Origin of the sequence: Streptomyces sp. NPDC005374 (assembly GCF_042872225.1) — a bacterium.
Taxonomy (GTDB): Bacteria; Actinomycetota; Actinomycetes; order Streptomycetales; family Streptomycetaceae; genus Streptomyces.
This window is the reverse complement of the sequence record NZ_JBIAKA010000015.1, coordinates 226,228-249,928: the sequence shown is the minus strand read 5'-3', so window position 1 is coordinate 249,928 and position 23,701 is coordinate 226,228. Positions and strand designations below refer to the sequence as shown.

Genomic DNA, 23,701 nt, shown 5'->3' with positions numbered 1-23,701 from the left:
GTCAGTACCGACGAGGACCAGTGCCGCCGCCCACCGGGATGAAACGACGATCGGTGACCGTTCGAGACGTCGTCCCCGTGCCGGCGGCCAGCAGGCCGTGAGCCAGAGGCGTCGCCGAGTGCTCGACATGCTTGCCGTCACGCCTGCTGACCACGAGACCTGCCTCGCGCAGGACGCCGATCTGATAACTCGCACTGGCCGGTGCCAGTTCGAGGGCTCGCGCCACCTCGGTGGTGGTGCGCGCCGGATGATCCGCCACATCGGCCAGAACCGCGCTTCTCGTCCGGCCCAGCAGCCGTTCCAGCCGCTCCTCGCCTGTTCGCGCGATGTCGAGCGGCCGCTTCGTGACGGGGTACACGAGGACGGGGTCGAGGCCGGGATCAGCGAGCGCGGTGGGTCTGCGCCAGCAGAAGTACGACGGCACCAGCATCAGCCCCCGTCCGTCCAGCCGCAGTTCCCGGTGGGTGGGGTAGTCGACGTCCAGATACGGCGCGTTCCATCGCGCGAACGGGTGCAGGCTTCCCAGGAGAGCGGCTGTCCCTTCGTCGAGCAGGGAGCGGGTGCGGACTGCCACGTCGTCGCCCACCGCCGAACGCACCTGCCGCCAGTAGGGTTCCAGCAGTGCCCGGAACGAGGCATGCAGGGCGCCGGACACCAGCTTGAGTGAGGCGCCGGGTGCTTCGTGAGGACCGTGTATCCAGCCCGGCACCGGTCTCGTGTCGGCGAACCGCGTCAGCTCTGCCGTCAGTCGGTCACGAGGTGTCGCCCGGACCCTTTCGAGTCCGGCCTCCAGAGGCTCGCCCGTGACCGCGGGCGTCAGGAAGTCTGGGATGTAGCCGGAGGCCGGGATGACGGTGCGCAGGACGCGCAGGGCCTGTGCGGCGCGACGGTCCCGCGACAGCCCTTGAGCCGTCTCGCGGCGCCAGTGCCCGAACTCCACAAGGCCCTGACACGTCTGGAGACGGCACACCGCGCACATCAACTCCCACAGGGGATCAGGCTGTTGAGCGATCCGGATGTTCTGCAGATCGCGCGAGTCGAAGTGGATGCGAAGCAAGGGAAGGGACTCCTCGAGTACGGCGATGCGGGCGGACGCGATGGAGAGAGCTGTCTGCGGGAGTTGAGCCGGGTCCGCGTGAACCGCGGGTGCAGTGCCCGCCCAAGAGGAGCTACTGATAGCAGGGATTACCGCACAGGACGATGTTGACGTTGTTGTGCCCGGTCGTCACGGTCGGGACCTTGCTGGTCTCCCAGGGCATCGGAGCCGCCGTCGCCGAGCCGACCGCTCCGGACGACAACGCCGCCACGAACACCAACGTCACCACGCTCTTGCAGAACCGCATCTGTCGGCCTCCACCCGTTCGCGATTCAGGAACCCCATAGATCCTGATCGAGTGGGATTGGACGGGATAGCCGAGAGGCCGAAGAGGATGGCCTTCTTGTCGATAACCTTTCGCCTATGAGTCCTGGTGGCGGATCCGGTGCTGTACGGGAGCCGAGTCTCCACCAGCTCCGGCTCTTTCTCGTCCTTGCTCAGGAGCTTCACTTCGGACGGGCGGCAGCGCGGGTCTACGTCACTCAGCCCGCATTCAGCCAGCAGATCAGGTCGCTGGAACAGCGGCTCGGTGTCGTGCTTGTCGAGCGCGGCGGCCGTGATGTGCGGCTCACCGCGGTCGGCCAGGCCCTCGCCGAGGAGGCCAGGGCGGTGGTCGACGCCATGGCGCGACTGCGGGAGGCGGCCGACCGTCATGCCAGTGCGGCGCGCGGGCTCCTGAGGATCGGCAGCCTCGGGGCCGAGGCCGCCATGCCCTACGCCCAGGCCATCCTCGCCCACCTGCGCAGCCGACACCCTGACCTGGAGATCGAGGTCCGCAACCTGACCTTCGTCGACATGTTCAGCACTCTGCTCAGCCGGGCGGTCGACGCCGCCTTCCTCCGGGGCCCCCTGCCCGGCGGGATCCAGTCCCTGAGGCTGGCGTCCGAGACGCGGGTGGTGTGTCTGTCCCCCGACGATCCGCTCGCCGACCGGGACGTGCTCACTCTCGACCACCTCGCCGACCGCCTGGTCGTCGACATGCCGCCGGAGGTGCCCCGCTCCTGGTGGAACCACCTCACGGTCAACCCCCGTCCCGACGGCACAAGGGTCCGCTTCGGTCCCGTCGTCAGAGACACCGAGGCCATGGTCCTTGCCGTCACCCAGGGGCGTGCGATCACCTTCCTCCCCTCCGCGGCCCGCCGCCTGTACCCGCGCCCCGGCATCACCTACGTCGACTGCCCGGAACTGGGCCTCTCGACGGCCGAACTCGCCTGGCTCCCGGACAAGCGCGACGAACCGGCCGTCTCCGCCCTGCGCGAGGCGGCTCGCCGGACGGTGTGACGTCTCAGCCGGGTCGAGGTGAAGGCAGACAGGTGCACGCTTCGCCCTACGGCACGCGGGCCCGGCTCCGGGGAGCCTGACGCGGTCAAGCGCAGGCATCCGACAGGACCACGGGCAGATCTGCCAGGGCGAAGAGATCCTCGCCGCTGAACAACAGCCCGACCAGTTCCCACAGTTGGCCGGCGCGTCCGCCACTCATGCCGTCGTGCCAGGCTCGGGCAGTCGGCTGCCAGCTCGGGCGCGGACCACGAAGGGTCGGGAGGAGACCGTGATGACGACGGAGACTGCGGCCACAGCCGTGATGGTCGTGGCGGGGGTGAAGTACTGGGCAACGCCGCCCGCGATCGCGGCTCCGAGACCCTGCCATGTCATCCGGCCGGCGGACTCGACTCCCTGGACCTGGCCACGGACCGGATCCGGAGTCAACGCGAGAAGCTGCTCCTGGAGCGGCAGGGTGGCGGCGAATCCGGCACTGGCGATGAACACCGCGCCTGTCGCCATCAGCACGGGCGGGTGGACGGCGAACAGCAGGTAGGGGACGGCGAGCAGCAGTCGCAGGGGGAACGCACAGCGGCGTCGCTGCTCGGCGGTGAGAAGCCGCCCGACAGTCAGGTCACCGAGGAGCATGCCTGCTGATCCCGCGGCCAGGAAGACGTCGGCGTGACGGGGGTCGTAGGAGATGAACAGAGCCCCGCAGCCGACGATCAGGCCGTTGGGGACCCACAGGTTCAGCAGTAGCGCGCGTTGGCCGGGGTGCGAGAAGAGCGCGATGTTCGTTGTCCAGGTCTGGCGCAGTCCGGGGCGACGGGTGAGACGGATCGAGTGTTCCCGGACAGTCGCCGCCACAATGACTACTCCGGCTCCGGTCAGGGCCGTAGCGACGACGAAGACCCCTTGTGGGCTCAGGTACCTCAGCAGTACGCCACCGATGGCGTAACCGAGGATGGCCATGCCGCCCGAGGTGATGTTCATCAGCGAACGCGCCAGTGCGTACGCCGAGGTCGGCACCACCTCGGCCAGCAGTCCCATCCGCGTTCCGGTCCCCAGGGACTGGAAGAACCCCAGCACGAGGAGCAGGCCGAACCGGGCAGCCAGCGGCAGCCCGGGGACCGCCTGTGCGGCAACGCCCACGAGCGAGACGCACTGGAGCGCGACGAGCGTTCGGCGAGGCCGGTTTCCGTCCGCGACCGACATCAGCGTCAACGCACCGAGCACCGTCGCGAACGTGGCGCCGTACATGCTCACGGCTGTCAGGAAAGGGGACTGGGTCTGACGGTCGACCAGTGTGCCGAGGGCGAAGCCCGACAAGGTGCTCGCGGCGACCGTCACGGTGAAACCGGCGTGCAACCCGACGAACTCACGGTTGCGGAGCAGGTCACGGTAACTGGTCGTAGGAAGCGTGCTGGAAACAGAGGTGTCAGAAGGCATGAAAAAAGCCTCCGCGCGCACCGATTGGGGCGCCGAAGGCCAACGGGTCCATTCTAGCAGTTGGCCCGGACCCTCCGACGCGACCGACGAGGAACTCTGGTCAGTCGGTGGTCAGGCGCCAAATGCCTGGCGCTCCCGTCGATCAGGCGGCCCCGCGTCCACTGCTGCGGACACGGGGCCGCCGTACACGACCGGAGCCTGCGCTCAGGACCAGTTGGCCGGTTCGGCGAGCGCGTAGGACGAGGCGATCCGGAGATTGTCGTGGTGGATCGTCAGCACGTCGGGGCCGCTGGGTGTGCCGTCCCGCCATGCCGTGCAGTAGATCCCGTTCGACCAGCGGATGGTCCGCGAGGTCGAGGGGAGTGCCGCGATGCCGGTCAGGCTGACGGTCTTCCTGCCGTTCAGCCAGACCTCGAAGGCACCCGCGCCTGTGCCGGCCAGTTTGAGGCGGGCGACGACACGCAGCCATGTACCGCGCAGGGACGTGATGGAGCCGACCGTGCCCTTGATGCCGCCGGAGCCGCCGAAGCGGATCTCGTCACCGATGACGAACATCAGGAGCCAGGGGCCCTCGGGATCCTCGGGTGACCACTGCTGGAAGGTGACGTTCTGGTCGTGGAACTCCCAGTCGGGCGCGAGGCGGATGGCCTGGCCGTAGTACTTGTCCTCGCCGACACTCTGCGCACCGCGCTCGATGACCTCCGAGTGGTAGCCGCCGGTCTCCCCGATGTACGTCTGGGTGGCGGCCAGCGAGTGGGCGCCCTTGTAGACCGGGGAGTCGGTGGTCGCGATCACGCCGTCCTTCTGTGTGTAGGCGTGGTCCCAGCCCTCGACACTGCCACGGTTCTGGAAGTACACCTCGTCCGCGGCGTACGCGCGCACCGCAGGACCGGTCGCGCCGACCGTGCCTGCCAGGGCGGCGCCACCGAGCACGGCGAGAGCCTGTCGTCTGCGCACCGCCCGGTCACCTCGTCCAGTAGCGGATGTCGCGGAAGCGCGCCTCGGCACGGCCGGAACCGTGGTCGTACACGCCGTTCTTGAAGTAGCGGGTGGCGGGACCCCGGTCGGCGACCGTCAGGACGAGGGAGTCGTCGAAGTACACCTTGATGGTTCCGGTCCCGCTGCTCGCCTGGTGGGCGATCTTCACGTTGAACCAGGTGTCGTACGCGCCCGTCTTGAGGACCGTGCCGTCGTAGCGCCGCACGGTGCCGCCGCCCGTGTCGTAGATGTTGAGCATGATGTCGGTGGCGGGGGTCCCCGAGGGGTGGACGCCGCGCAGGATCTGGACGAAGGAGGCGCCGTCGGTGCCGGCGGGCAGATAGACGTCGGCGTCCCACATACGGTTGCCCGTGGTGTAGTCGACCTTCCAGCGCATCTCGGTGCGCGGATCGGTGGAACTGCCCTCCTCGAAGGGCTCATCGTCGGCGTACACCCACATGCGGTGGACGCCGCCGCTGTAGCTGTGCCGCTCGCTGAGGTCGAGGTTCCAGGGCTTCTGCCAGGTGTACGTGAACGAGGTCTGCGTCCAGCCGTCGGTCGGGTCGGCGGCCGCCGTCACCGGTGCCGCTCCCGCGAGCGGGGTCGGTGGCAGGGTGAGCGCGGCACCGCCGGCCAGCATGCCGGCACCGGTCCGTAGGAGTGTTCTCCTGTTCATCGTGAGTCCTTTCTGATGGGGGCGGGAGACGCCGCCGTACCGGGTCATGTCGTGGGGTCCGCGGTGGCGGGTCCGATGGTCAGCCAGTCCAGGTCGGCCACGCGGCCGTTGCCCTTGGCCAGGATGTAGAGGTCGTGCGATCCGGTGACCGTGTGTGTGAGGGTCACGGAGCGTTCCTGCCAGGCGCCGGTACCGTTCAGGGGCACGTCGGCGGCCACGGGGCCGTCCGGCCTGTCCAGGCGCAGCTGGAGTGAGCATCCGCGTTGGCAGGCCGGGGCGACGCGCACGGTGAGGTGCCTGCCGCTGACGTTCGCCGCGCGGAAGCCCACCCGGTCACCGCCCCCGAGGGAGATCGCCGCGGTGCCGCGGTCCGTACCACGGACCTCCGTGGCCCGCTCCGCCTGGAGTGTCGAGGCGGCGTCGGGCCCGTCGCCGTACAGCCGGATGTCGTTGACGACCCAGGGGGCGGGCCCGCTCGCGGTGAGCGTGATCTGCAGGTAGCGGGCGGTGGCAGGGCGGGAGAGGACCGCGTCCTGGGTGAAGGAACGGCCGGAGACCCGGGCGAGTGGTTCGCCCCAGTGGGTGCCGTCACGGCTGGCGGAGACGGTGAAGCCGTACGGCTGGCCGCTGGTGTCGCGGCCCGCGTCGAGGGCGAGCCGGTCGAAGGCCTTGCTCTCGCCGAGGTCGACGGTCAGGAACTGGCCGGCACTCTGCGAAGCACCGCCTGTCCAGCGGGTGTTGATGTCGCCGTCGACGGTGGCGGAGGCGTCGGTGCCTTCGCTCGCGGTGGCGGTCCAACTGCCGTGCCGCACCCGCTCCTGGCAACCGGGCAGAGCGCAGCCGGTCGACCAGATCGGTGCGCCGTACTCGTAGGCGCCCTGGTCGGGAGCCGTGCCCAGGACGTCGGTGGTGATGCCGTCGACCACTTCGCCCGCGTCGATGGCGGGCGAACCCGGCGTCAGCCACAGCTCACCGTTGACGTCGTCGGCGTAGCCGGGCTTGTCGCTGATCAGGTTGGAACGGACCACCGGCAGCGGGTTGCCGGTCTGCGTCGCGGTGACCGGCTTGGGTCCGATGATGTTGCTGAAGTAGGAGCCGGACGCGTCCGTGGCACCGCCGAGCGCGGAGGAGGCGACGTTGATGCCCATGCCGTAGCTGGAGTTGTGGTCCTCGTTGGCGATGCTGGGGCCGGTGTGGCCGTTGAAGTAGACGCCCCGACTGCCGGTGTTCCAGGCGACGTTGTGGTGCAGGCGGAAGTGGCCGGAGTAGTTGTCGACGTAGTAGCCGTTCTGGCCGTCGGCGTCGTGCGCGGTGTTGTGGTCGATGGCGGTGCCGGAGCCGTTGAGGCTGCAGCAGACGTAGAACGGCGAGCCGTCGCGGGAGGTGCGCATCGCCTCGGAGATGTCGTTGTAGGCGATGCGGTTGTCGTGGAACTCGGTGCCGTTGAGCTGCCAGGCGGTGTCGATGGCTGCCCGTCCGGTGCGCCGGACGGTGTTGTGGGTGACGGTGTGGCCGTTTCCGTTGATCTCGATGCCGGGGGTGTAGCTGCCCATCCAGCCGACGTCGTGGATGTAGTTGCCGGTGACGGTGTTGTGGCTGCCGCGGACCAGGACGCCGTCGCCGGCCGACTGCGCGATCTCGCTGTTCTTGAGGGTGTTGCCCGTGCCGAGGATCTGCACGCCCGAGTCGAGGATGCGGGAGGCGACGATGTGGCCCTCGAACGGCTCGACCGCGAGATCGCTGTCCGGTGGCATGGGCAGGGTGGAGAACTCGGAGATGTATGCGGCGTGCAGCCCGTCGACCACAACTCCCGTACTCGACTTGCCCGTTCGCAGGGATGTTCCCCAAAGGTCCAGGCCTCGCACGGTGACGTACGAGCTGCCGCTGAGATCGACGCCCCACAGCCGGTGCTTGGCGGTCACCGTGTGTCCGGCGATGCCGCCCTTCGGGGGGACCATGTACAGCCGGTGCGCGGTCTTGTCGTAGTACCACTCTCCTGGCTGGTCGAGGGTGGCCTTCGAACCGACGAGGTAGTAGTTGCGGTACGTCTGGTCGCCCATGCACAGGGGCGGGCAGCGGTAGTTGCCGCCTTTGAAGTCCAGTTGGCCGGGTGCGGCCGCGGTGACGGTGCCGGTCTGCTGGGCCCAGGGGTTGGAGCCCGCCCACAGGTGGACGGTCGCACCGGTCCAGACGGCGTCGGGCAGGTCGCTGTCGTCGATGTTCTGGTCGGTCGAGGTCCTGTCGGCCTCGGCCCAGGTGGCGTTCAGCGGATCGGCGCCCGAGTTGGGCCAACGGCCCTCTGCCGCACGGGCGTTGTCCAGGAACACCGCGTTGAAGTCCGGGTCGGGAGGCAGGGCGGTGTCGGTGGCGACGAGACCGCCGCCGGCGTCCTGCCAGCCGGTGATCCGCTCGGTTCCGTCGACGGTCACCGGGCCGTCACCGTAGGCGGCGATCGTGACGGGGGCGCTCTCGGTGCCGGAGGGCGGGGTGAGTTGTTCGCGGTAGGTGCCCCGGTGGATCAGGCAGGTGTCGCCGGGGTGGACGCGTGTGAGGCAGGCGCCGATGGTACGCAGCGGGCTCGTCCGCGAGCCGTGGGCCTGGTCGCTGCCCTGGGTGGCTACGTGGTAGGTGTGGCCGGACTGCGCCGCGTGCGCCTGGACCGGGAAGGCCAGCAGCGCGGTCACGGCGGCCAGTACGGACAGATGTCTGGGTCTCATGTCCCGTCTCCAGTCGTCGGATGTGCGGTGGTCGGAGCGTGGGCGGTCGGGGGCCGTGCGGGGGCCGGGGGTTCTCGCCATGCCGTCTCGGCTTCGGGGCCGTCGGGAGCACCGAGTACGGCGCATCTCAACCAGTGCTCACCGGGCGGGAGCCGGCCGAGGAGCACGGGCAGGGCGGTGCGTCGCGCCAGGACGTTCGTGCCGGGCAGGCAGTCGACGACCTCGCCCTCACGTCGGCCGTCGAGGTCGCCCAGTGCGGTGAGTCCCGCGGGGGCCGCCACCCTCGCGTACGCCGGCCCGGTCTCGCGGTCCGTGCCCGCGTCCCGGTCGACGGCGAAGCCGCCCTCACAGGTGTGCAGGGTGCGGGCGGTCCGGATGTGATGGGCGCGCACATGCCAGGGCGCCGCGGCCGTCAGCCAGGTGGTGATCTCCACGTCGGGCCAGGGGCGCCAGGTGCTGCGGACGGTGTCCGCCGTGACCTGTGGATCGGCCGGCTCCTCGCGGACCCGGTAGTGCGCCCCGCCGTCGTCGCTCAACGCCAGCATCGAGTCGGGGGCGCCCTGTTCGAGGCCGAGTGTGCCGTTCGGCAGGCTGAAGCCGAAACGGGTCGAGTACGCGAACTTGGCGTATTTCTCGGCTCCATGGCGTACCCACGGGTGGTGCTGTCGTCCTGCGAGCAGGGTCACGTCGCCGGACGTCCGCAGGAGGACCGCACCGGCGTGCGGCTGGGCACTGACGCCGGGCAGCGCGGGAGCAGGCTCCTCCTGCGCGGTCCAGAACGCGTGCCGGGCCGGCAGCGCGAGCGGCAGATACGCCTTGAGCGACCAGTAGGGCGAGCCCGGCGCGTTGTACTGCTCGGCCAGCGCTGGCTGCGGATAGCCGTACCCGATGGACAGCAGCCCGTCGGGCCCGGTCACCGGCCGACCGCGCCACCAGCGCAGATGCCGCAGCAGATAGCCCTTGACCTGCCCCCACGGCAGTACGTCGATGTCGGCGTACGCCAGCGCGCCCCAGAACGCGGCCTGCGCCCAGCGGTAGGTGAGGCTGCGGCCGTACGGCACGGCGGCGCCGTCGTCGGCGAACCAGTGCCGGAAGTCGCCGGCGAACCGGGCCGCCCGGTCCTTGAAGCGGTCGCCGCCGGTGAGCGTGTCGTGGAGCAGGCCGTAGAAGTGCATGGCCCACGGGACGTAGTAGTCGCGGCGTTCGGTGGGGCCGTCCGCGTACCAGCCGTCGCCGAGCCAGAAGGTGTCCAGGCGGTCGAGGCGCGCGGTGATCAGCGAGCGGTCGTAGGGCACCCCCACCCGGTCGAGGCCGAGACCGATGAGCACCGGGAAGAAGAGCCAGTTGTTGTCGGAGGTCTCCCGGGGCAGCGCGCTGAGCAACCAGCGTGCGAGCCGGTCGCGTTGGGGGCCGCTCAGCGGGTCCCACCACTGCTGCGGGGCGAGGGCGAGGGCGAAGCCGATGGCGGCCATCTCGACGATGCGCTGGTCGCGGTCGACCGGCTCGCCCCAGTACTCGGGGTGCGCGGGATCCGTGCCATGGGCGAGGCCCTCGGCCCACAACCCGGCCTGCGGAACGGCCTGTCCGCCCGCCGCGAGAGGCGCGAGCCCCCACAACGGCCGGGCGAACGCCTCGAGTTCGGCGGCAGTGTCGTCGTGGATCGCGGTGTTCACACCGAGACGGACGCGCGCCCGGCCGGTGCTGAAGCGGGACGCCACGGGTACGACCAACTCCTGTAACCGGGACGTGAGTTCGGCACGCGTGTCGTCCATCAGCCCTTCTCCGCCCCGGCCAGCAGCCCGGTGCGCAGGAAGCGCTGGGCGAGGACGAATCCGATCAGCAGCGGTGCGCAGGCCACGAGTCCGGCGAGGGCCGCCTCCGGCTGGTGGATGTCGAGGTCGGCGAAGCCGCTGGAGTTGTTGACGGCGCCGGTGGACTGCAGCAGGGACATCAGACCGAGCTGGAGGGTGAAGGTGCGGTCGTCCGAGAGCATGACGAAGGGCAGGAAGAAGTCGGTCCAGCAACGGACGAAGCCGAAGAAGGCGATCAGCGCGATGGCGGGTCGGGCCAGCGGGAGGGCGACCGACCAGAACAGCCGCAGTTCACTCGCCCCGTCGACGCGTCCGGCGTCCAGCAGGCTGTCGGGCAGGTTCGCCTGGAAGTGCAGGAAGGCCAGGTAGACGCCGAAGGGGTAGAAGGACAGCGGCAGGATCACCGACCAGACCGTGCCGGTGAGGTTGATCGCCGACATCTCCAGGTAGAGCGGCAGCACCAGCGCGGCAGGGGGCAGGATCATCGTCACGACGGACAGGGTGAGCAGCACCCGGCGGCCGGCGAAGGCGTGTTTGGCGAGCGCGTAGCCCGCCGGTACGCACAGCAGCAGGGCGAGGGCCACGCTGGCCGCCGCGTAGAGGATCGAGTTGCCGATCCACAGCGTGATCTCACCGTCGTTGTAGGACGTCAGGTGCGACCAGGCGTCGCCCACGTTGCCCAGCGAGCCGAAGCCGAGCGGTGAGCCGGTGGTCAGGTCGTCGGCCGTGCGGGTGGGGGCCAGCAGCAGCCACAGCAGGGGCAGTCCGAAGAAGACGGCCGCACCGAGCAGGAACAGGGCTCGGGCGCCGCGCGACAGTGCGCTCATCGCCTCGTTCACCGGGAATCGGGGGAGTGGGTGGCGTACATACGCGTACGGGTGATCACGATCCACGCGGCCAGCACTCCGACGGCGAGCATGGCCAGCGACAGCGCTGCGGCCTTGCCGAAGTCACCGTCCTGCGTCGCGTAGACGTAGGCGAGCTGGTTGACGGACCAGGTGGGGCTGATCTGGCCGGGGGCGCCGGTGGACAGCACGGTCGGCTCGACGAACACCTGGCTGCCGGAGGCGAAGCTGGAGATCAGCACGAAGGCGACGTAGGTGCGGACCAGCGGCAGTTTGACGTGCCACATGGTGCGCCAGGCCGAGGCGCCGTCGACCTGCGCGGCCTCCAGGACGTCCTTGGGGAGTGCGGTGAGCGCCCCGTACAGGACCACGATCCAGCCGCCGGCGTGCACCGCGACGCCCATCACGGTGAGGACGGCGACGAGGCTGCCGCCGGACAGCGCGTCCGTGGCGCTCTTGACGTCCATCAGCTCGAGCAGGGGCGAGAACGGACTGCTGTCCGGACTGACCATGAACAGCCACAGCAGGGCGGCGGCCGAGCCGGTGACCGCGCCGGGCAGGTAGTAGACGAGCTGGAGTGCGCTCGTCATCCGGCCGGGTCGGACGTGCAGCGTGAAGGCGAGGGACAGGACGGTCAGCAGCAGGATCGGTAGCCAGAGCAGCAGATACGTCGTCACGTGGGCGGCCGCGTCGCCGAGCCGGTAGTCGTCGAACACCGCTGCCCAGTGCCCGCCGGAGAACGAGCCGTCCTCGACGAGGGAGGTCCACAGCGCGTACCCGGCGGGCGCGAGCCCGAAGATCGCGAGGAACACCGTGTAGGGGCCGACGAGGATCCAGACGGCGGCGGTGCGGCCAGGACGGCGCCGTCGGCGGGAAGTCACCGGCGGCACGACGGCGAGTGTGGGCGGGCGTGAGGGCGTGAGCGTCTTCATCCGACCGTGTACCCGCCGGTCTTGGCCGCCGCCTCCAGCTTGTCCTGCCAACTCCCCAGGGAATCACGGAGGTTGCCGCCGGAGTCGACCGCCTTGACGAACGTGTCGTTGAAGCTGCTCTGCCAGTCGGCCTCGAAGCGGACCGCGCCGAAGCCGGGTCGCAGCGTGTTCGCCGCCGCGGTGAGGGCGGGCATCGGGTCCGAGGCGTAGTACGGATCCTTCGACTTGGCCTCGCCCCACTTGTTCGCGGCTGCCGTGAAAGCGGGGTAAGTGGGCTGCTTCGCCTGGAGGTTCACGTCGGTGGTCATCCAGCGCACCAAGTCCGCGGCCTGCCGGGTACGTTCGCCGGCGTGCGAGGAGACGAGGAAGGCGCCGCCGCCGACCTGTCCGGCGTACGGCTTGCTCTCGCCGGGCCAGGTGGGCATGGGGGCGGCGGCGATACGGCCCTGAGGCACCTTGAAGGCGGGTGCGAACATGAAGTCGCCGAACCAGGCCGGGGCCGGCAGCATCAGGATCCTGTCGCCCTTCCCGAACTTGGCGAAGCCCGGGTCGATCGGCACGACGGTGGTGACGGCCTTCCTGCGGGCGAGCGGCTGCAGCAGATCGGCGACCCGGGTGCACTCCGGACGGCCGAGGTCGATGTGGACCTCGGTGAGGCTGAGCGTGTCGCGGGTGGGGCAGCCACTGCTGCCGAAGTAGATGCCGGCGCCGTACTTGCCGTTGACGGCTCCGACGATGGTGCCGGGGTGTTCGGCGGCCGCCTTCAGGCCGATCTGCTGGTACTCGGCCCAGGTCTCGGGGACCTGGTAGCCGTATCGCTTCATCAGTTTCGCGTCGTACCACAGGACGGTGGGGGCGATGTCGTTGCGCAGGCAGTACGTCTTGCCGCCGAAGGTGCAGGTGTCGAGGGAGCCCGGCGTGAAGCCGTCGCGGACGGCCTTGGGCACCAGGTCGTCGAGCGGGGCCGCGTAGCCGAACTTCTCGCTCGCGAGTGTCGCGGTCTCGGCCGGGTTGGCGAGGAAGACGACGTCGGGCCAGCCGCTCCTCGTGCGGTTGGCGAGCGAGATCTTGGTGGGCACGTAGCCCGCGTCGGGCGGGATGGTGACGATGCGCATCCTCACGTCGGGATGGGCCTTCTCGTACTGCTGGGCCGCGGGCATACGGGTGTTGTCCACCCAGACCAGTAACTCGCCCTTCCCGCCGTTGGAACGGGAGCTGTCACCGCCGCCAGTACCTCCGCAGCCGGAAAGCACCAGAGCCACGGCCGCGGCCAGGGAAGCCACGCGCCATCTCTTCATGTAGACCGCCTCTTCGCCGGGAGCCGTACTCCGCGCACAGGAATTGCGATACGTTTCGCAAAAGTCGATCGCCCGGCAACGTAGGAGATTCATCCGATGACGTCAACGGTTCGGACGGGATCCAGTGACGGAAGACGGCGTACGCTGGCCGAAATCGCCGACCGGGCAGGCGTGTCGGTGTCCACCGTCTCCAAGGTGCTGCACAAGAGATCCGATGTCTCGGCGGAGACGCGGGCCAAGGTGCAGCGGCTGCTGGAACAACACGGCTACCTGGCGAAACACCACCCGGCCGCCACCACGGCCCCGCCCGGAGGGCTGATCGACTTCGTCATCAACGAACTGGACAGCCCCTGGGCGGTCGAGCTGATCCGGGGAGCGGAAGACGTCCTGCACGACGCGGGAATGGGCCTGGTGGTCTCCTCGACCCACGGCCGGACCAGGCGCGCCCGTCAGTGGCTGGACTCGCTCGCCACCCGCTCCACACGCGGAGCCATTCTCGTGGTGCCCGAACTGACACCCGGGCAGCACGAGGAACTGAGCCGGCTCGGCATCCCCTACGCGCTGGTCATGCCGATCGACGAACCCGCGCCGGGCACCCCCTGGGTGGGCGCCACCAACTGGCCCGGTGGACTGGCCGCGACCCGGCACCTCACCGACCTCGGCCACGAACGCATCGCGATCATCAGCGGCCCGGAGCGCCGGCTCACCTCCCGGGCACGGGTCGACGGCTACCGCTCGGCCCTGGCCGAAGCAGGACTGCCCTTCGACCCCGAGCTGGTGCGCTACGGCGACTTCACCCACGGCCTGGCACACCAACACGCCCTGGAACTCCTGGCGTTGCCCGACCGCCCTACGGCGATCTTCGCCGGCAGCGACCATCAGGCGCTGGGCACCTACCGGGCCGCCGCCGAACTGGGTCTGCGCATCCCGGCCGACGTCAGCGTGGTCGGCTTCGACGACCTGCCCTTCGCGGACTGGGTGACCCCACGGCTGACGACGGTCCGCACCCCTCTTGCCGACATGACCGCTCTCGCGGCCCGGATGGTGCTGCGGCTGCTCTCCGGGGAACAGCCGGAGACGACGCGGGTGGAGGTGGCGACGGAACTGGTGGTGAGGGAGAGCAGCGGACGCCGGAGCCGATGAGGCGGGCGGCCGCGACCTTGCGCATACGCGGCGGCGCAAACGGTGCCGGTGCCGTGCCGGAAGCCGTGGTGCGCGGTCAGTCGGGGGTGAGTTCCGCGAGTTGTTCGGCGGCGGCGGTGGTGCTGCCCCGGGCGACCAGGCGTCGTAACTCGTCCAGGTCATCCTGCTCGGTGGCCAGTTGGATCAGTTCGTCGGCCTTTCCTTGGGGGCGGCCCCGGTTCGGTCGACCCGGGATCCCGTGTGCCGGCGACTGCGCCACCAGCCTGGGCAGGCGTTGAGGAGCTCGGCCTGCGCGATCGTCTCTTACGGCGGAAGGGGATCCGAGTGACATGACAGTCAGGTCTGCCATCCCAGCGGAGGGCGTGCCCGTCATCGCGGTCATGAGAGCCCGGACGCCCTGAGAACCGCTCGCGCGGTCTCGTCGTCGATGCTGCGGCCGAGCCGGTCCAGGACGTCCGCGCCCTGCAACAGGGTGCCGCGCCGGAGGGAGCGCCGGACGCCGGCGTCGAGTTCGTGCCAGATCAGCGGATTGGCGGCCAGGACACGGGGGTCCAGTTCCAGGCGGTGACCGTGGGCGTCGCACAGAACCAGATGGGCCGAGACGCCGTCGTAGCGCCGTACGGTCGTCAGCGCGTCCGTGCGCACCACACGCCTGCGCCATGGACCTCGTACCGCCAGCCAGCCGGTGCCTGCCGTCACCCGCGGCGGAAGCAGGACGGCGAAGAGAGCCGCCGACATGCCGAGCCACAGCACGACGCGCGGAGGAGTCAGGCTGCCCGCGTCCCAGTCGACCAGCACGGACATGGTGCCGAACAGTGCGGCGCAGCCCGCCGCGAGCCGGGCGTCGCCACGCCAGTGCCGGTCACCGGCCCGGGCCCACCGGTCGTCGGAACATCGCATGCCGCTGACGCTAGGCGGTCGCGCGGGGCCCGGGATCCGTCACTGACGGGGTCCTGACGCCGTACGGGTCGATCCTGACGGGATCCATACGCGGGGGTGCCGGATTCAGCCGGTGTGGACGCGGGGGCGGCGGGCGCGGTCCGGTTCCGCCTCGCGCAGCACCTCCCGGGTGACCGGGGCGACCTCGCCCTGGCCGAAGAGGAAGAAACGGAGGAAGTTGGCGAAGGGGCCGCCTTCGGTCCACTCGAAGTAGATGTGCGGGGTGCAGCCGGTGGTGTCGCGGACGTGCAGGAGGAGAGCGGCCAGGGCGTTGGGGACGGAGGCGGACTCCAGGGTGAGGACGCGGTAGCGGTGGTGCAGGACCTCGCCGCGGACCGTCAGGCCCGCCTCGAACTCGGAGGGGTCCGTCACCGTCACCTCGACGAAGACGAAGTCCTCCTGCTCCGGCATGTCGTTGTCGGCCCTGATCTGCTCGATCTTGTCCCGGTACTCGGCCTTGTCGCGCTGGTCGGGCTCGTTGGCGATGAAGCGGATCTTGCGGCTGGCCATGTCCCGGATGAAACGTTCCGCCATGTCGTCGAGCGTCACGCTGGTCACGCGGAGCTCGAACGCGCGGGCCAGCCGGGAGAGCAGGGAGACCAGGATGATGCCGGCGATGAAGCAGGCGCCGATCTTGACGCCGTCGGGGCGTTCGATGACGTTCGCGACGGTGACGTAGAGGAAGACCGCCGAGATGACGGCGAAGCCGATGGTCCAGCCGCGCTGGCCGGCCTTGCGGGCGGCGATGGTCACCGCGATCGCGGCCGAGCTGATCAGCACCAGCACGCCGGTTGCGTAGGCGCCGCCCTGTGCGTCGACGTCCGCGTCGAAGACCCAGGTGACGAGGAAGCCGATGAGCGTGAAGACGATGACCATCGGGCGGACGGCCCGGGCCCAGTGCGGTGCCATGCCGTAACGGGGCAGGTAGCGGGGCATGAGGTTGAGCAGGCCGGCCATCGCGGAGGCGCCGGCGAACCACAGGATGGCGATCGTCGAGACGTCGTAGACCGTGCCGAAGACGCCGCCCAGGTACTTGTGGGCCAGGAAGGCGAGTGCGCGGCCGTTGGCCTGGCCTCCGGACTCGAACTCCTTCTCCGGGATCAGGAGGGTGGTGATGAAGCTGGTGGCGATCAGGAACACGCTCATGATGAGAGCGGCGGCCGTCAGCAGCTTCTTGGTGTCGCGAATGCGGCCGCGGGGGTTCTCCTCCGTGTCGCCTTCGTCGCCCTTCACGTGCGGCATGACGGCGACGCCGGTCTCGAAACCGGACAGGCCGAGGGCGAGCTTGGGGAAGACCAGCAGCGCCACGCCGACCATGGCGAATATGTTGCCGTGCTCGGCGGTGAGGGCGCTGGACCAGTCGGTGACCACGTGACCCGCGGTGACGACATGCCACAGACCGACGATCACGACGACGACGTTCAGCGTCAGATACAGGCCCACGAGGGCGACCGCGACACCGATGGCCTCCAGGAAGCCCTTGAGGAACACCGCGCCCAGCAGGGCGACCAGGACGAGGGTGATCAGCATCCGATGGTCGTGCAGGGTGCTGGTCAGGTGCGGGTTCTCGACCAGGTGGGTCGACGCGTCGGCCGCCGAGAGCGTGATGGTGATCAGGAAGTCGGTGGCGGCGAAGCCGAGCAGGGTCAGGACGAAGAGCTTGCCCTGCCAGAAGGACAGCAGCCGTTCCAGCATCGCGATCGAGCCCTCGCCGTGCGGGCTCTCCTCGGCCACCCGCCGGTAGACCGGCAGGGCGCCGGCCAGGGTGACGATGACGAGGACGATGGTCGCGACGGGGGAGAGCAGGCCGGCCGCGAGGGCGGCGATGCCGGGCTGGTAGCCGAGGGTGGAGAAGTAGTCGACACCGGTCAGGCACATCACCCGGTACCAGGGCTGGCCCTTGTGTGGCAGCTCGGGTTCCGCGTGCGGGCCCGTGTGGCCGCCGCTCCTGCCCATGTCGGACAGGCCCTGCAGCATCCACGTCCGTAGGCGGCTCTGCGGTGGGTGTTCGGTGACGGCCATCGGGGGCTCTCCTGTGGTGCGGCTCAGCGTGGGATCCGGCCATCACACGGACGGCGGCATCAGCGTATGCAGAGCGTGACGAAAGGGCCGAGGGATGGATCACACGTCGGCGTCAGGGTTGCGTTAAGACCTGCTGCGACAGCACCGGCGGCAGGTCGAGGAGGGGCTGTTTCGACTGCGCGGGGAAGGCTGGGCCATTCGGGGCCCGGGGTTTCCGGTGTCTCAGGGGCGGACGGGGCCTCAACGCCTCGCGTGGCGGATCTTCAGCCGGCCGAACCCCATGGTTCCGGAGATCCGGATCGTCGGCCCGCCGGGTCGGGAGCTCCGCCGGGCCCGGTACCGCGTGTCCTTCCACACGGTGTTCAGACCCTCGAACTCGACGACGGCGTCACGAGGCACCGTGATCTTCGCCCTGCCCGTGCCGAGCTGCAGTTCGATGTCGACCACCGGGTGTTCGATGACAGCCCGGGACAGGTCCAGGTGCACGTTTCCGTACGCGGACTCGACCTTGAGATTCCGGGGTACGCGCCATACGCCGTGCCGCTTGATCCGTCCGGCGGCGGCGGCGATCGTGGACGTGGTGGGCGGGTTCTCCGCCGGGAGCGAGGCCAGTGCCGGCTCGAGTTCGCCGCGTGTCCTGGCGGTGAGCACCTGCTGGAGGCGTTCGTCCAACTCCTCGTGCGAGATGTGCTCTTCGGCGTACGCCTCCCGCAGGCGTTGCACCGCCGTGTCCCGGTCGCCCTCGCTCAACGGTGATGACGACTTTTCCGGCAGAGAGGTCACCGTCCGACTCTACTGCCGTGCGGCTACGGCTGGGGCGGCGTCACGAAGCGAGCGTGGGGGAGGTTGCTGCGAACCAGCAGGGCGCGGTCGTCGCCCATGCCGTACGGCGGGAGACGGGCGAGGTCGTCTGCCGCCTGCGCTTTCGCCTGCTGGGAGGGCGACGGGGGCGGCGGCCGTAAGGGGCCCGTCAAAGGTGTGGGGGTCGCCGTAAGGGAGTCGTCAACGGCCGACCGATTCCGGCCGGGCGCGGGGTTTCCTCTACCTGTCCGTTCCTCTTCCGAACCTCTCCTAGGAGCTCGCGATGGCCGATCTGGCCTTCGTCGTCACCACGATCGCGGTCTTCGCGCTGGTGGCCCTCGTCGCCAAGGGGGTGACGAAGCTGTGACCGCCGAGACCATCGTCGGCCTCGTCGTGGCCGTCGCCCTGCTGGGCTATCTCGTCCTCGCGCTGATCTTCCCCGAGAGGTTCTGAGACAAGACATGGGTCCCGTGCTCGCCGGCATTCTCCAACTGCTCGCCCTCATAGGAGCGCTGGCTCTCGCCTACATTCCCCTTGGCACCTACATGGCCAGGGTCTACTCCACCGACAAGCACTGGCGCGTCGAGAAGTGGATCTACAAGGGCATCGGTGCCGACCCCGACACCGAGATGCGCTGGCCCGCCTACCTGCGCGGTGTCCTCGCCTTCTCCGTGGTCGGCGTGCTGTTTCTGTACCTGCTGCAGCGGCTCCAGGGCGTCCTGCCCGGTTCGCTGGGCTTCAGGGCCATCGACCCGGACCAGGCGTTCAACACCGCCGTGTCCTTCGTGACGAACACCAACTGGCAGTCGTACTACGGCGAACAGGCCATGGGTCATGTCGTGCAGACCGCCGGGCTGGCTGTCCAGAACTTCGTCTCGGCGGCCGTGGGCATCGCCGTCGCGGTGGCGCTGGTGCGCGGCTTCGCCCGCTCGCGGACCGGTGAACTCGGCAACTTCTGGTCGGACATGGTGCGTGGGGTGACCCGCATCCTGCTCCCGCTCTCCGTCGTCGCCGCGATCGTCCTGGTGGCCTGCGGTGCCATCCAGAACTTCTCCGGCATCCACGAGGTCGGGCAGTTCTTCGGCGGCTCGCAGCAGTGGAACGGCGGTGCGGTCGCTTCGCAGGAGGCAGTCAAGGAGATCGGCACCAACGGCGGCGGCTACTTCAACGCCAACTCCGCGCACCCCTTCGAGAACCCCACCCCGTTCACGAACCTCTTCGAGATCTTCCTGCTGCTGGTGATCCCGTTCGCGCTGACGCGCACCTTCGGCATCATGGTCGGGTCGGTCAGGCAGGGCTACGCGATCCTCGCGACCATGGCCACCATCTGGGTCGGCTTCGCCGCGCTGATGATGTGGACCGAATTCGCCCACCACGGCCCGGCGTTGCAGATCGCGGGCGGGGCGATGGAGGGCAAGGAGACCCGCTTCGGGGTCGGCGCCTCGTCGATCTTCGCGGTGTCGACGACCCTCACCTCGACCGGTGCGGTGGACTCCTTCCACTCCTCCTTCACCGGGCTCGGCGGCGGGATCACCATGCTCGGCATGATGCTGGGCGAGATCGCGCCCGGCGGAACCGGCTCCGGCCTCTACGGCATGCTGATCATGGCGGTCATCGCGGTGTTCATCGCCGGTCTGATGGTGGGCCGTACGCCCGAGTACCTGGGCAAGAAGATCGGCACCCGTGAGATCAAGCTGGCCGCCTGCTACATCCTCGTCACACCGGCCCTGGTGCTCGTCTTCACCGCCGCTGCGATGGCCCTGCCGACGCCCGGCGCCTCGATGACCAACTCCGGCGCGCACGGCTTCTCCGAGATCCTGTACGCCTACACGTCGGCCGCGAACAACAACGGCTCGGCGTTCGCGGGGCTGAACGCGGACACGCAGTGGTTCAACACCACGCTGGGCCTGGCCATGGTCCTGGGCCGCTTCCTGCCCATGGTCTTCGTGCTGGCGCTGGCCGGTTCGCTCGCCGAGCAGAGGCCGGTGCCGGAGACCGCTGGCACGCTGCGTACCGAGAAGCCGCTGTTCACCGGGTTGTTGGTGGGCGCGATCCTCATCATCACCGGTCTGACCTACTTCCCGGCCCTCGCGCTGGGACCGCTGGCCGAGGGGCTGGCGTCATGACCACCGACGTAGAGAAGCAGGACCCCATGTCCACTCCCACCCTTGTGCCCCACCAGGACGCGCCGACGGGGCACAAGCAGCCCGAGGGCCGTGTCGGCGTGGGCCTCTTCGACCCCAAGCAGCTCCTCAGGTCGCTGCCGGACGCCTTCCGCAAGCTCGATCCGCGGGTGATGGTCAAGTCGCCCGTGATGTTCGTGGTGTGGATCGGGTCGGTGCTGACCACGGTGTTCTCCTTCAAGGACCCCGGCGACTGGTTCGGCTGGACCATCAGCGTCTGGCTGTGGCTGACCGTCGTCTTCGCCAACCTGGCGGAGGCGGTCGCCGAGGGCCGCGGCAAGGCGCAGGCCGACACGCTCCGCAAGGCGAAGACCGACACCATCGCGCGCCGCCTGCTCCAGGACCGCTCCGAAGAGCAGGTGCCCGGCACCGAGTTGAAGATCGGCGACCGGGTCGTCTGCGAGGCCGGCGACATCATCCCCGGCGACGGTGACGTCGTCGAGGGCGTCGCGTCCGTCGACGAGTCGGCGATCACCGGAGAGTCGGCGCCGGTCATCCGGGAGTCCGGCGGCGACCGGAGCGCCGTCACCGGCGGTACGAAGGTCCTGTCCGACCGGATCGTCGTCAAGATCACCACGAAGCCCGGCGAGACCTTCATCGACCGGATGATCAACCTCGTCGAGGGCGCGTCCCGGCAGAAGACGCCGAACGAGATCGCGCTGAACATCCTGCTGGCCTCGCTGACCATCGTCTTCCTGCTGGCCGTGGCCACGCTGCCGCCACTCGCGGACTACGCGGGAACGCATCTGACGATGGTCGTGCTGGTGGCGCTGCTGGTCTGCCTCATCCCGACCACCATCGGCGCCCTGCTGTCCGCGATCGGCATCGCGGGCATGGACCGGCTGGTCCAGCGCAACGTACTGGCCATGTCCGGCAGGGCAGTTGAGGCCGCCGGTGACGTGTCGACGCTGCTCCTGGACAAGACCGGGACCATCACCCTGGGCAACCGGCAGGCCGCCGAGTTCGTGCCGGTGAGCGGGGTGACGGAGGCCGAACTCGCCGATGCCGCCCAGCTGTCGTCGCTGGCCGACGAGACACCCGAGGGCCGCTCCATCGTCGTACTCGCGAAGGAGAAGTACGGACTGCGTGAGCGCCATCAGGGCGAGCTCGTCGGGGCCGAGTGGATCGAGTTCACCGCCCAGACCCGGATGTCCGGCGTGGACGTCGACGGGCGCAATATCCGCAAGGGGGCGGCCGGTTCGGTCGTCGCCTGGGTGAAGGAGCGCGGCGGCGCGGGCGCCGAGGACGCGGACGCGGCGACGAACCGCATCTCGCAGGCCGGCGGCACTCCGCTCCTGGTCGCGGTGGAAGACGCCGACGGGGCACGGGTGTTGGGTGTCGTCCACTTGAAGGACGTCGTCAAGGAAGGCATGCGGGAGCGGTTCGACGAACTGCGGCGCATGGGCATCAAGACCGTCATGATCACGGGGGACAACCCGCTGACGGCCAAGGCGATCGCCGAGGAGGCGGGCGTCGACGACTTCCTCGCGGAGGCCACCCCCGAGGACAAGATGGCCCTCATCAAGCGGGAGCAGGCCGGCGGCAAGCTCGTCGCGATGACCGGGGACGGTACGAACGACGCGCCCGCGCTCGCGCAGGCCGACGTCGGCGTGGCCATGAACACCGGTACGTCGGCGGCGAAGGAGGCCGGCAACATGGTCGACCTCGACTCCAACCCGACCAAGCTGATCGAGATCGTCGAGATCGGCAAGCAACTGCTCATCACCCGGGGTGCGTTGACCACCTTCTCCATCGCCAACGACGTCGCGAAGTACTTCGCGATCATCCCGGCGCTGTTCGCGGCCGTCTACCCGGGCCTGGACAAGCTCAACATCATGGGCCTGGCCTCGCCCGACTCCGCGATCCTGTCGGCCGTCGTCTTCAACGCGCTCATCATCATCGCGCTGGTGCCGCTGTCCTTGAAGGGCGTGCAGTACCGGCCGGTCAGCGCGGACAAGATGCTCCGGCGCAACCTGACGATCTACGGCATCGGCGGACTGATCGCCCCCTTCGTCGGCATCAAGATCATCGACCTGCTCATCTCCCTCATCCCCGGGATCGGCTGACCGCCATGAACAACTCCGTCATGAACACCGTGCGGTTGCTCGGGGCGGGCCTGCGTGCCCTCCTCGTGCTGACCCTGGTGACCGGGGTGATCTACCCGCTGGTCGTCACCGGCATCGCCCAGGGCCTGTTCAGCGACAAGGCGAACGGCTCCGAGATCAAGGCGGACGGCAAGGTCGTCGGCTCCTCGCTCATCGGCCAGGCGTACAACCTGCCGTTGAAGAAGGGCCAGGAGACCCCCGAGCCCGACCTGAAGTGGTTCCAGGGCCGCCCGCAGAACGGCCTCGGCTCCAACAGCGTCAACACCCGGTACAAGCTGATCCTGTCCGGCGCGACCAACCGTTCCGCCGACAACAAGGACCTGATCGCCTGGGTGACCGCCGCCAAGGCCGCCGTCGTCAAGGACAACTCGGTTGCCGGCTACACGGTCGAGCCGTCCGAAGTGCCCGCCGACGCGGTGACGTCCTCCGGCTCAGGCCTGGACCCGGACATCTCCCCGGCCTACGCGGACCTCCAGGTCCACCGGGTCGCCGTGAAGGCCGGCCTGACCGTCGCCCAGGTGCAGAGACTGGTCGACGAGCACACCGACGGCCGCACCCTCGGCTTCATCGGGGAGCCCCGGGTGAACGTGCTCGAACTCAACATCGCGCTCAAGGCACTCGTGGCGAAGAGCTGATGGCGTTACCCGACCCGAGCGGGAGTCGGCGGCCGGTGACCGTACCGGTGCCGTCGGCTCCCGCCGCCGCGTACGAACAGGAAGGCGCACGCCCATGACACGGGTGCTGGTGGTGGAGGACGACCCGCAGCTCGTACGGGCCCTCGTCATCAATCTGCAGGCACGCCGGTACGGGGTCGACGCGGCCCCCGACGGCGCCACCGCACTGCGGCTCGCGGCCGCCAGGCAACCCGATGTCGTGATGCTCGACCTGGGCCTGCCCGACATGGACGGCGTCGACGTCATCAGAGGCCTGCGCGGCTGGACCCGCGTACCGATCCTGGTGCTCTCCGCCCGCCAGGCGTCCGACGAGAAGGTCGCAGCCCTCGACGCGGGCGCCGACGACTACGTCACCAAGCCGTTCAGCATGGACGAGCTGCTCGCCCGGCTGCGGGCCGCCGTCCGCCGTACCGAGGACGTACCGCTCGACTCCGGGACGGCGCTCGTCGAGACGGCGGAATTCACCATCGACCTGCTCGCCAAAAGGGCCGTACGGGGCGGCCGCGACGTACGCCTCACCCCGACCGAGTGGCACCTGCTGGAGATCCTGGTCACCAGCCCGGGACGACTGATCACACAGACGCACCTGCTCCAGGAGGTCTGGGGCGCCTCCCACAGCAACAAGACCAACTACCTGCGGGTCTACATGGCTCAGTTGCGGCGCAAGCTGGAAGCGGATCCCGCCCACCCCCGCCATCTCATCACCGAGCCCGGCATGGGCTACCGCTTCGAAGGGTGAACCTGTCGAGGCGCACCGCCGGGTGGAGCGGGG

21 protein-coding genes are annotated in these 23,701 nt (G+C 69.4%); 7 read left to right on the top strand and 14 right to left on the bottom strand.

Annotated elements, in window-relative coordinates; all coding sequences use genetic code 11:
* Position 1 precedes the first annotated feature (1 nt).
* Entirely contained in the window at positions 2 to 1,057 is a 1,056-nt protein-coding gene (locus ACFYRX_RS33800; protein ID WP_389108098.1) for a DUF5937 family protein, read from the bottom strand.
* Between the two features lie 112 nt (positions 1,058 to 1,169).
* Positions 1,170 to 1,343, bottom strand: coding sequence for a hypothetical protein (locus ACFYRX_RS33795; protein WP_389108095.1), 174 nt, complete (start codon positions 1,341 to 1,343; stop codon positions 1,170 to 1,172).
* A gap of 116 nt (positions 1,344 to 1,459) precedes the next feature.
* Here ACFYRX_RS33795 and ACFYRX_RS33790 point away from each other — a divergent pair, with 116 nt between their 5' ends.
* Positions 1,460 to 2,377: a LysR family transcriptional regulator gene (locus ACFYRX_RS33790; protein WP_389108092.1), complete on the top strand. Its 918-nt coding sequence runs from the start codon at positions 1,460 to 1,462 to the stop codon at positions 2,375 to 2,377.
* Between the two features lie 195 nt (positions 2,378 to 2,572).
* Here ACFYRX_RS33790 and ACFYRX_RS33785 read toward each other — a convergent pair whose 3' ends face one another.
* The 8 genes from ACFYRX_RS33785 to ACFYRX_RS33750 form a co-directional block, all read right to left on the bottom strand.
* On the bottom strand, positions 2,573 to 3,805 hold the full coding sequence (locus ACFYRX_RS33785; RefSeq protein ID WP_389108089.1) for an MFS transporter: 1,233 nt from the start codon (positions 3,803 to 3,805) through the stop codon (positions 2,573 to 2,575).
* Positions 3,806 to 4,009: 204 nt separating this feature from the next.
* Entirely contained in the window at positions 4,010 to 4,762 is a 753-nt protein-coding gene (locus ACFYRX_RS33780; protein ID WP_389108086.1) for a polysaccharide lyase, read from the bottom strand.
* Positions 4,763 to 4,769: 7 nt separating this feature from the next.
* On the bottom strand, positions 4,770 to 5,459 hold the full coding sequence (locus tag ACFYRX_RS33775; protein ID WP_389108083.1) for a polysaccharide lyase family 7 protein: 690 nt from the start codon (positions 5,457 to 5,459) through the stop codon (positions 4,770 to 4,772).
* Positions 5,460 to 5,503: 44 nt separating this feature from the next.
* The gene (locus ACFYRX_RS33770) at positions 5,504 to 8,176 is read right to left on the bottom strand and encodes a discoidin domain-containing protein (RefSeq protein WP_389108081.1); all 2,673 of its coding nucleotides are present in this window, start codon (positions 8,174 to 8,176) and stop codon (positions 5,504 to 5,506) included.
* A complete protein-coding gene (locus ACFYRX_RS33765; RefSeq protein ID WP_389108078.1) occupies positions 8,173 to 9,948 on the bottom strand; it encodes a DUF2264 domain-containing protein in 1,776 nt (591 codons plus the stop codon). The genes ACFYRX_RS33770 and ACFYRX_RS33765 overlap by 4 nt, the downstream gene beginning before the upstream one ends.
* Complete coding sequence (locus tag ACFYRX_RS33760; protein WP_389108075.1) at positions 9,948 to 10,814, bottom strand: carbohydrate ABC transporter permease; 867 nt, start codon at positions 10,812 to 10,814, stop codon at positions 9,948 to 9,950. The genes ACFYRX_RS33765 and ACFYRX_RS33760 overlap by 1 nt, the downstream gene beginning before the upstream one ends.
* Positions 10,815 to 10,822: 8 nt before the next feature.
* On the bottom strand, positions 10,823 to 11,722 hold the full coding sequence (locus ACFYRX_RS33755; protein ID WP_389108072.1) for a carbohydrate ABC transporter permease: 900 nt from the start codon (positions 11,720 to 11,722) through the stop codon (positions 10,823 to 10,825).
* 38 nt (positions 11,723 to 11,760) lie between these two features.
* Positions 11,761 to 13,062, bottom strand: coding sequence for an ABC transporter substrate-binding protein (locus ACFYRX_RS33750; protein ID WP_389108069.1), 1,302 nt, complete (start codon positions 13,060 to 13,062; stop codon positions 11,761 to 11,763).
* Positions 13,063 to 13,158: 96 nt separating this feature from the next.
* Between ACFYRX_RS33750 and ACFYRX_RS33745 the strand changes: the two genes are divergently transcribed.
* Positions 13,159 to 14,205: a LacI family DNA-binding transcriptional regulator gene (locus ACFYRX_RS33745; protein WP_389108066.1), complete on the top strand. Its 1,047-nt coding sequence runs from the start codon at positions 13,159 to 13,161 to the stop codon at positions 14,203 to 14,205.
* Between the two features lie 76 nt (positions 14,206 to 14,281).
* Here ACFYRX_RS33745 and ACFYRX_RS33740 read toward each other — a convergent pair whose 3' ends face one another.
* The 4 genes from ACFYRX_RS33740 to ACFYRX_RS33725 all read right to left on the bottom strand — a co-directional run bounded on the left by ACFYRX_RS33740 (position 14,282) and on the right by ACFYRX_RS33725 (position 17,949).
* On the bottom strand, positions 14,282 to 14,464 hold the full coding sequence (locus ACFYRX_RS33740; RefSeq protein WP_389108063.1) for a hypothetical protein: 183 nt from the start codon (positions 14,462 to 14,464) through the stop codon (positions 14,282 to 14,284).
* 119 nt (positions 14,465 to 14,583) lie between these two features.
* Positions 14,584 to 15,105 carry a hypothetical protein gene (locus ACFYRX_RS33735; RefSeq protein ID WP_389108060.1) on the bottom strand — a complete coding sequence of 174 codons (522 nt, stop codon included), beginning with the start codon at positions 15,103 to 15,105 and terminating at the stop codon, positions 14,584 to 14,586.
* A 105-nt stretch (positions 15,106 to 15,210) separates the two neighbouring features.
* Positions 15,211 to 17,166 (bottom strand): APC family permease, encoded by a 1,956-nt coding sequence (locus ACFYRX_RS33730; protein ID WP_389108058.1) that lies wholly within the window; start codon positions 17,164 to 17,166, stop codon positions 15,211 to 15,213.
* A 240-nt stretch (positions 17,167 to 17,406) separates the two neighbouring features.
* Complete coding sequence (locus ACFYRX_RS33725; protein WP_389108055.1) at positions 17,407 to 17,949, bottom strand: DUF1707 domain-containing protein; 543 nt, start codon at positions 17,947 to 17,949, stop codon at positions 17,407 to 17,409.
* Between the two features lie 381 nt (positions 17,950 to 18,330).
* Here ACFYRX_RS33725 and kdpF point away from each other — a divergent pair, with 381 nt between their 5' ends.
* The 5 genes from kdpF (at position 18,331) to ACFYRX_RS33700 (ending at position 23,668) form a co-directional block, all read left to right on the top strand.
* A complete protein-coding gene (gene kdpF, locus ACFYRX_RS33720; protein ID WP_389108052.1) occupies positions 18,331 to 18,420 on the top strand; it encodes a K(+)-transporting ATPase subunit F in 90 nt (29 codons plus the stop codon).
* 8 nt (positions 18,421 to 18,428) lie between these two features.
* Positions 18,429 to 20,093, top strand: a complete 1,665-nt coding sequence (kdpA, locus tag ACFYRX_RS33715) for a potassium-transporting ATPase subunit KdpA (protein ID WP_389108049.1) — start codon at positions 18,429 to 18,431, stop codon at positions 20,091 to 20,093.
* Positions 20,090 to 22,216, top strand: a complete 2,127-nt coding sequence (kdpB, locus tag ACFYRX_RS33710; RefSeq protein ID WP_389108046.1) for a potassium-transporting ATPase subunit KdpB — start codon at positions 20,090 to 20,092, stop codon at positions 22,214 to 22,216. The genes kdpA and kdpB overlap by 4 nt, the downstream gene beginning before the upstream one ends.
* Before the next feature lie 5 nt (positions 22,217 to 22,221).
* On the top strand, positions 22,222 to 22,890 hold the full coding sequence (locus tag ACFYRX_RS33705) for a potassium-transporting ATPase subunit C (protein ID WP_389108043.1): 669 nt from the start codon (positions 22,222 to 22,224) through the stop codon (positions 22,888 to 22,890).
* A gap of 94 nt (positions 22,891 to 22,984) precedes the next feature.
* Positions 22,985 to 23,668: a response regulator gene (locus ACFYRX_RS33700; protein ID WP_389108040.1), complete on the top strand. Its 684-nt coding sequence runs from the start codon at positions 22,985 to 22,987 to the stop codon at positions 23,666 to 23,668.
* Positions 23,669 to 23,701 lie beyond the last annotated feature (33 nt).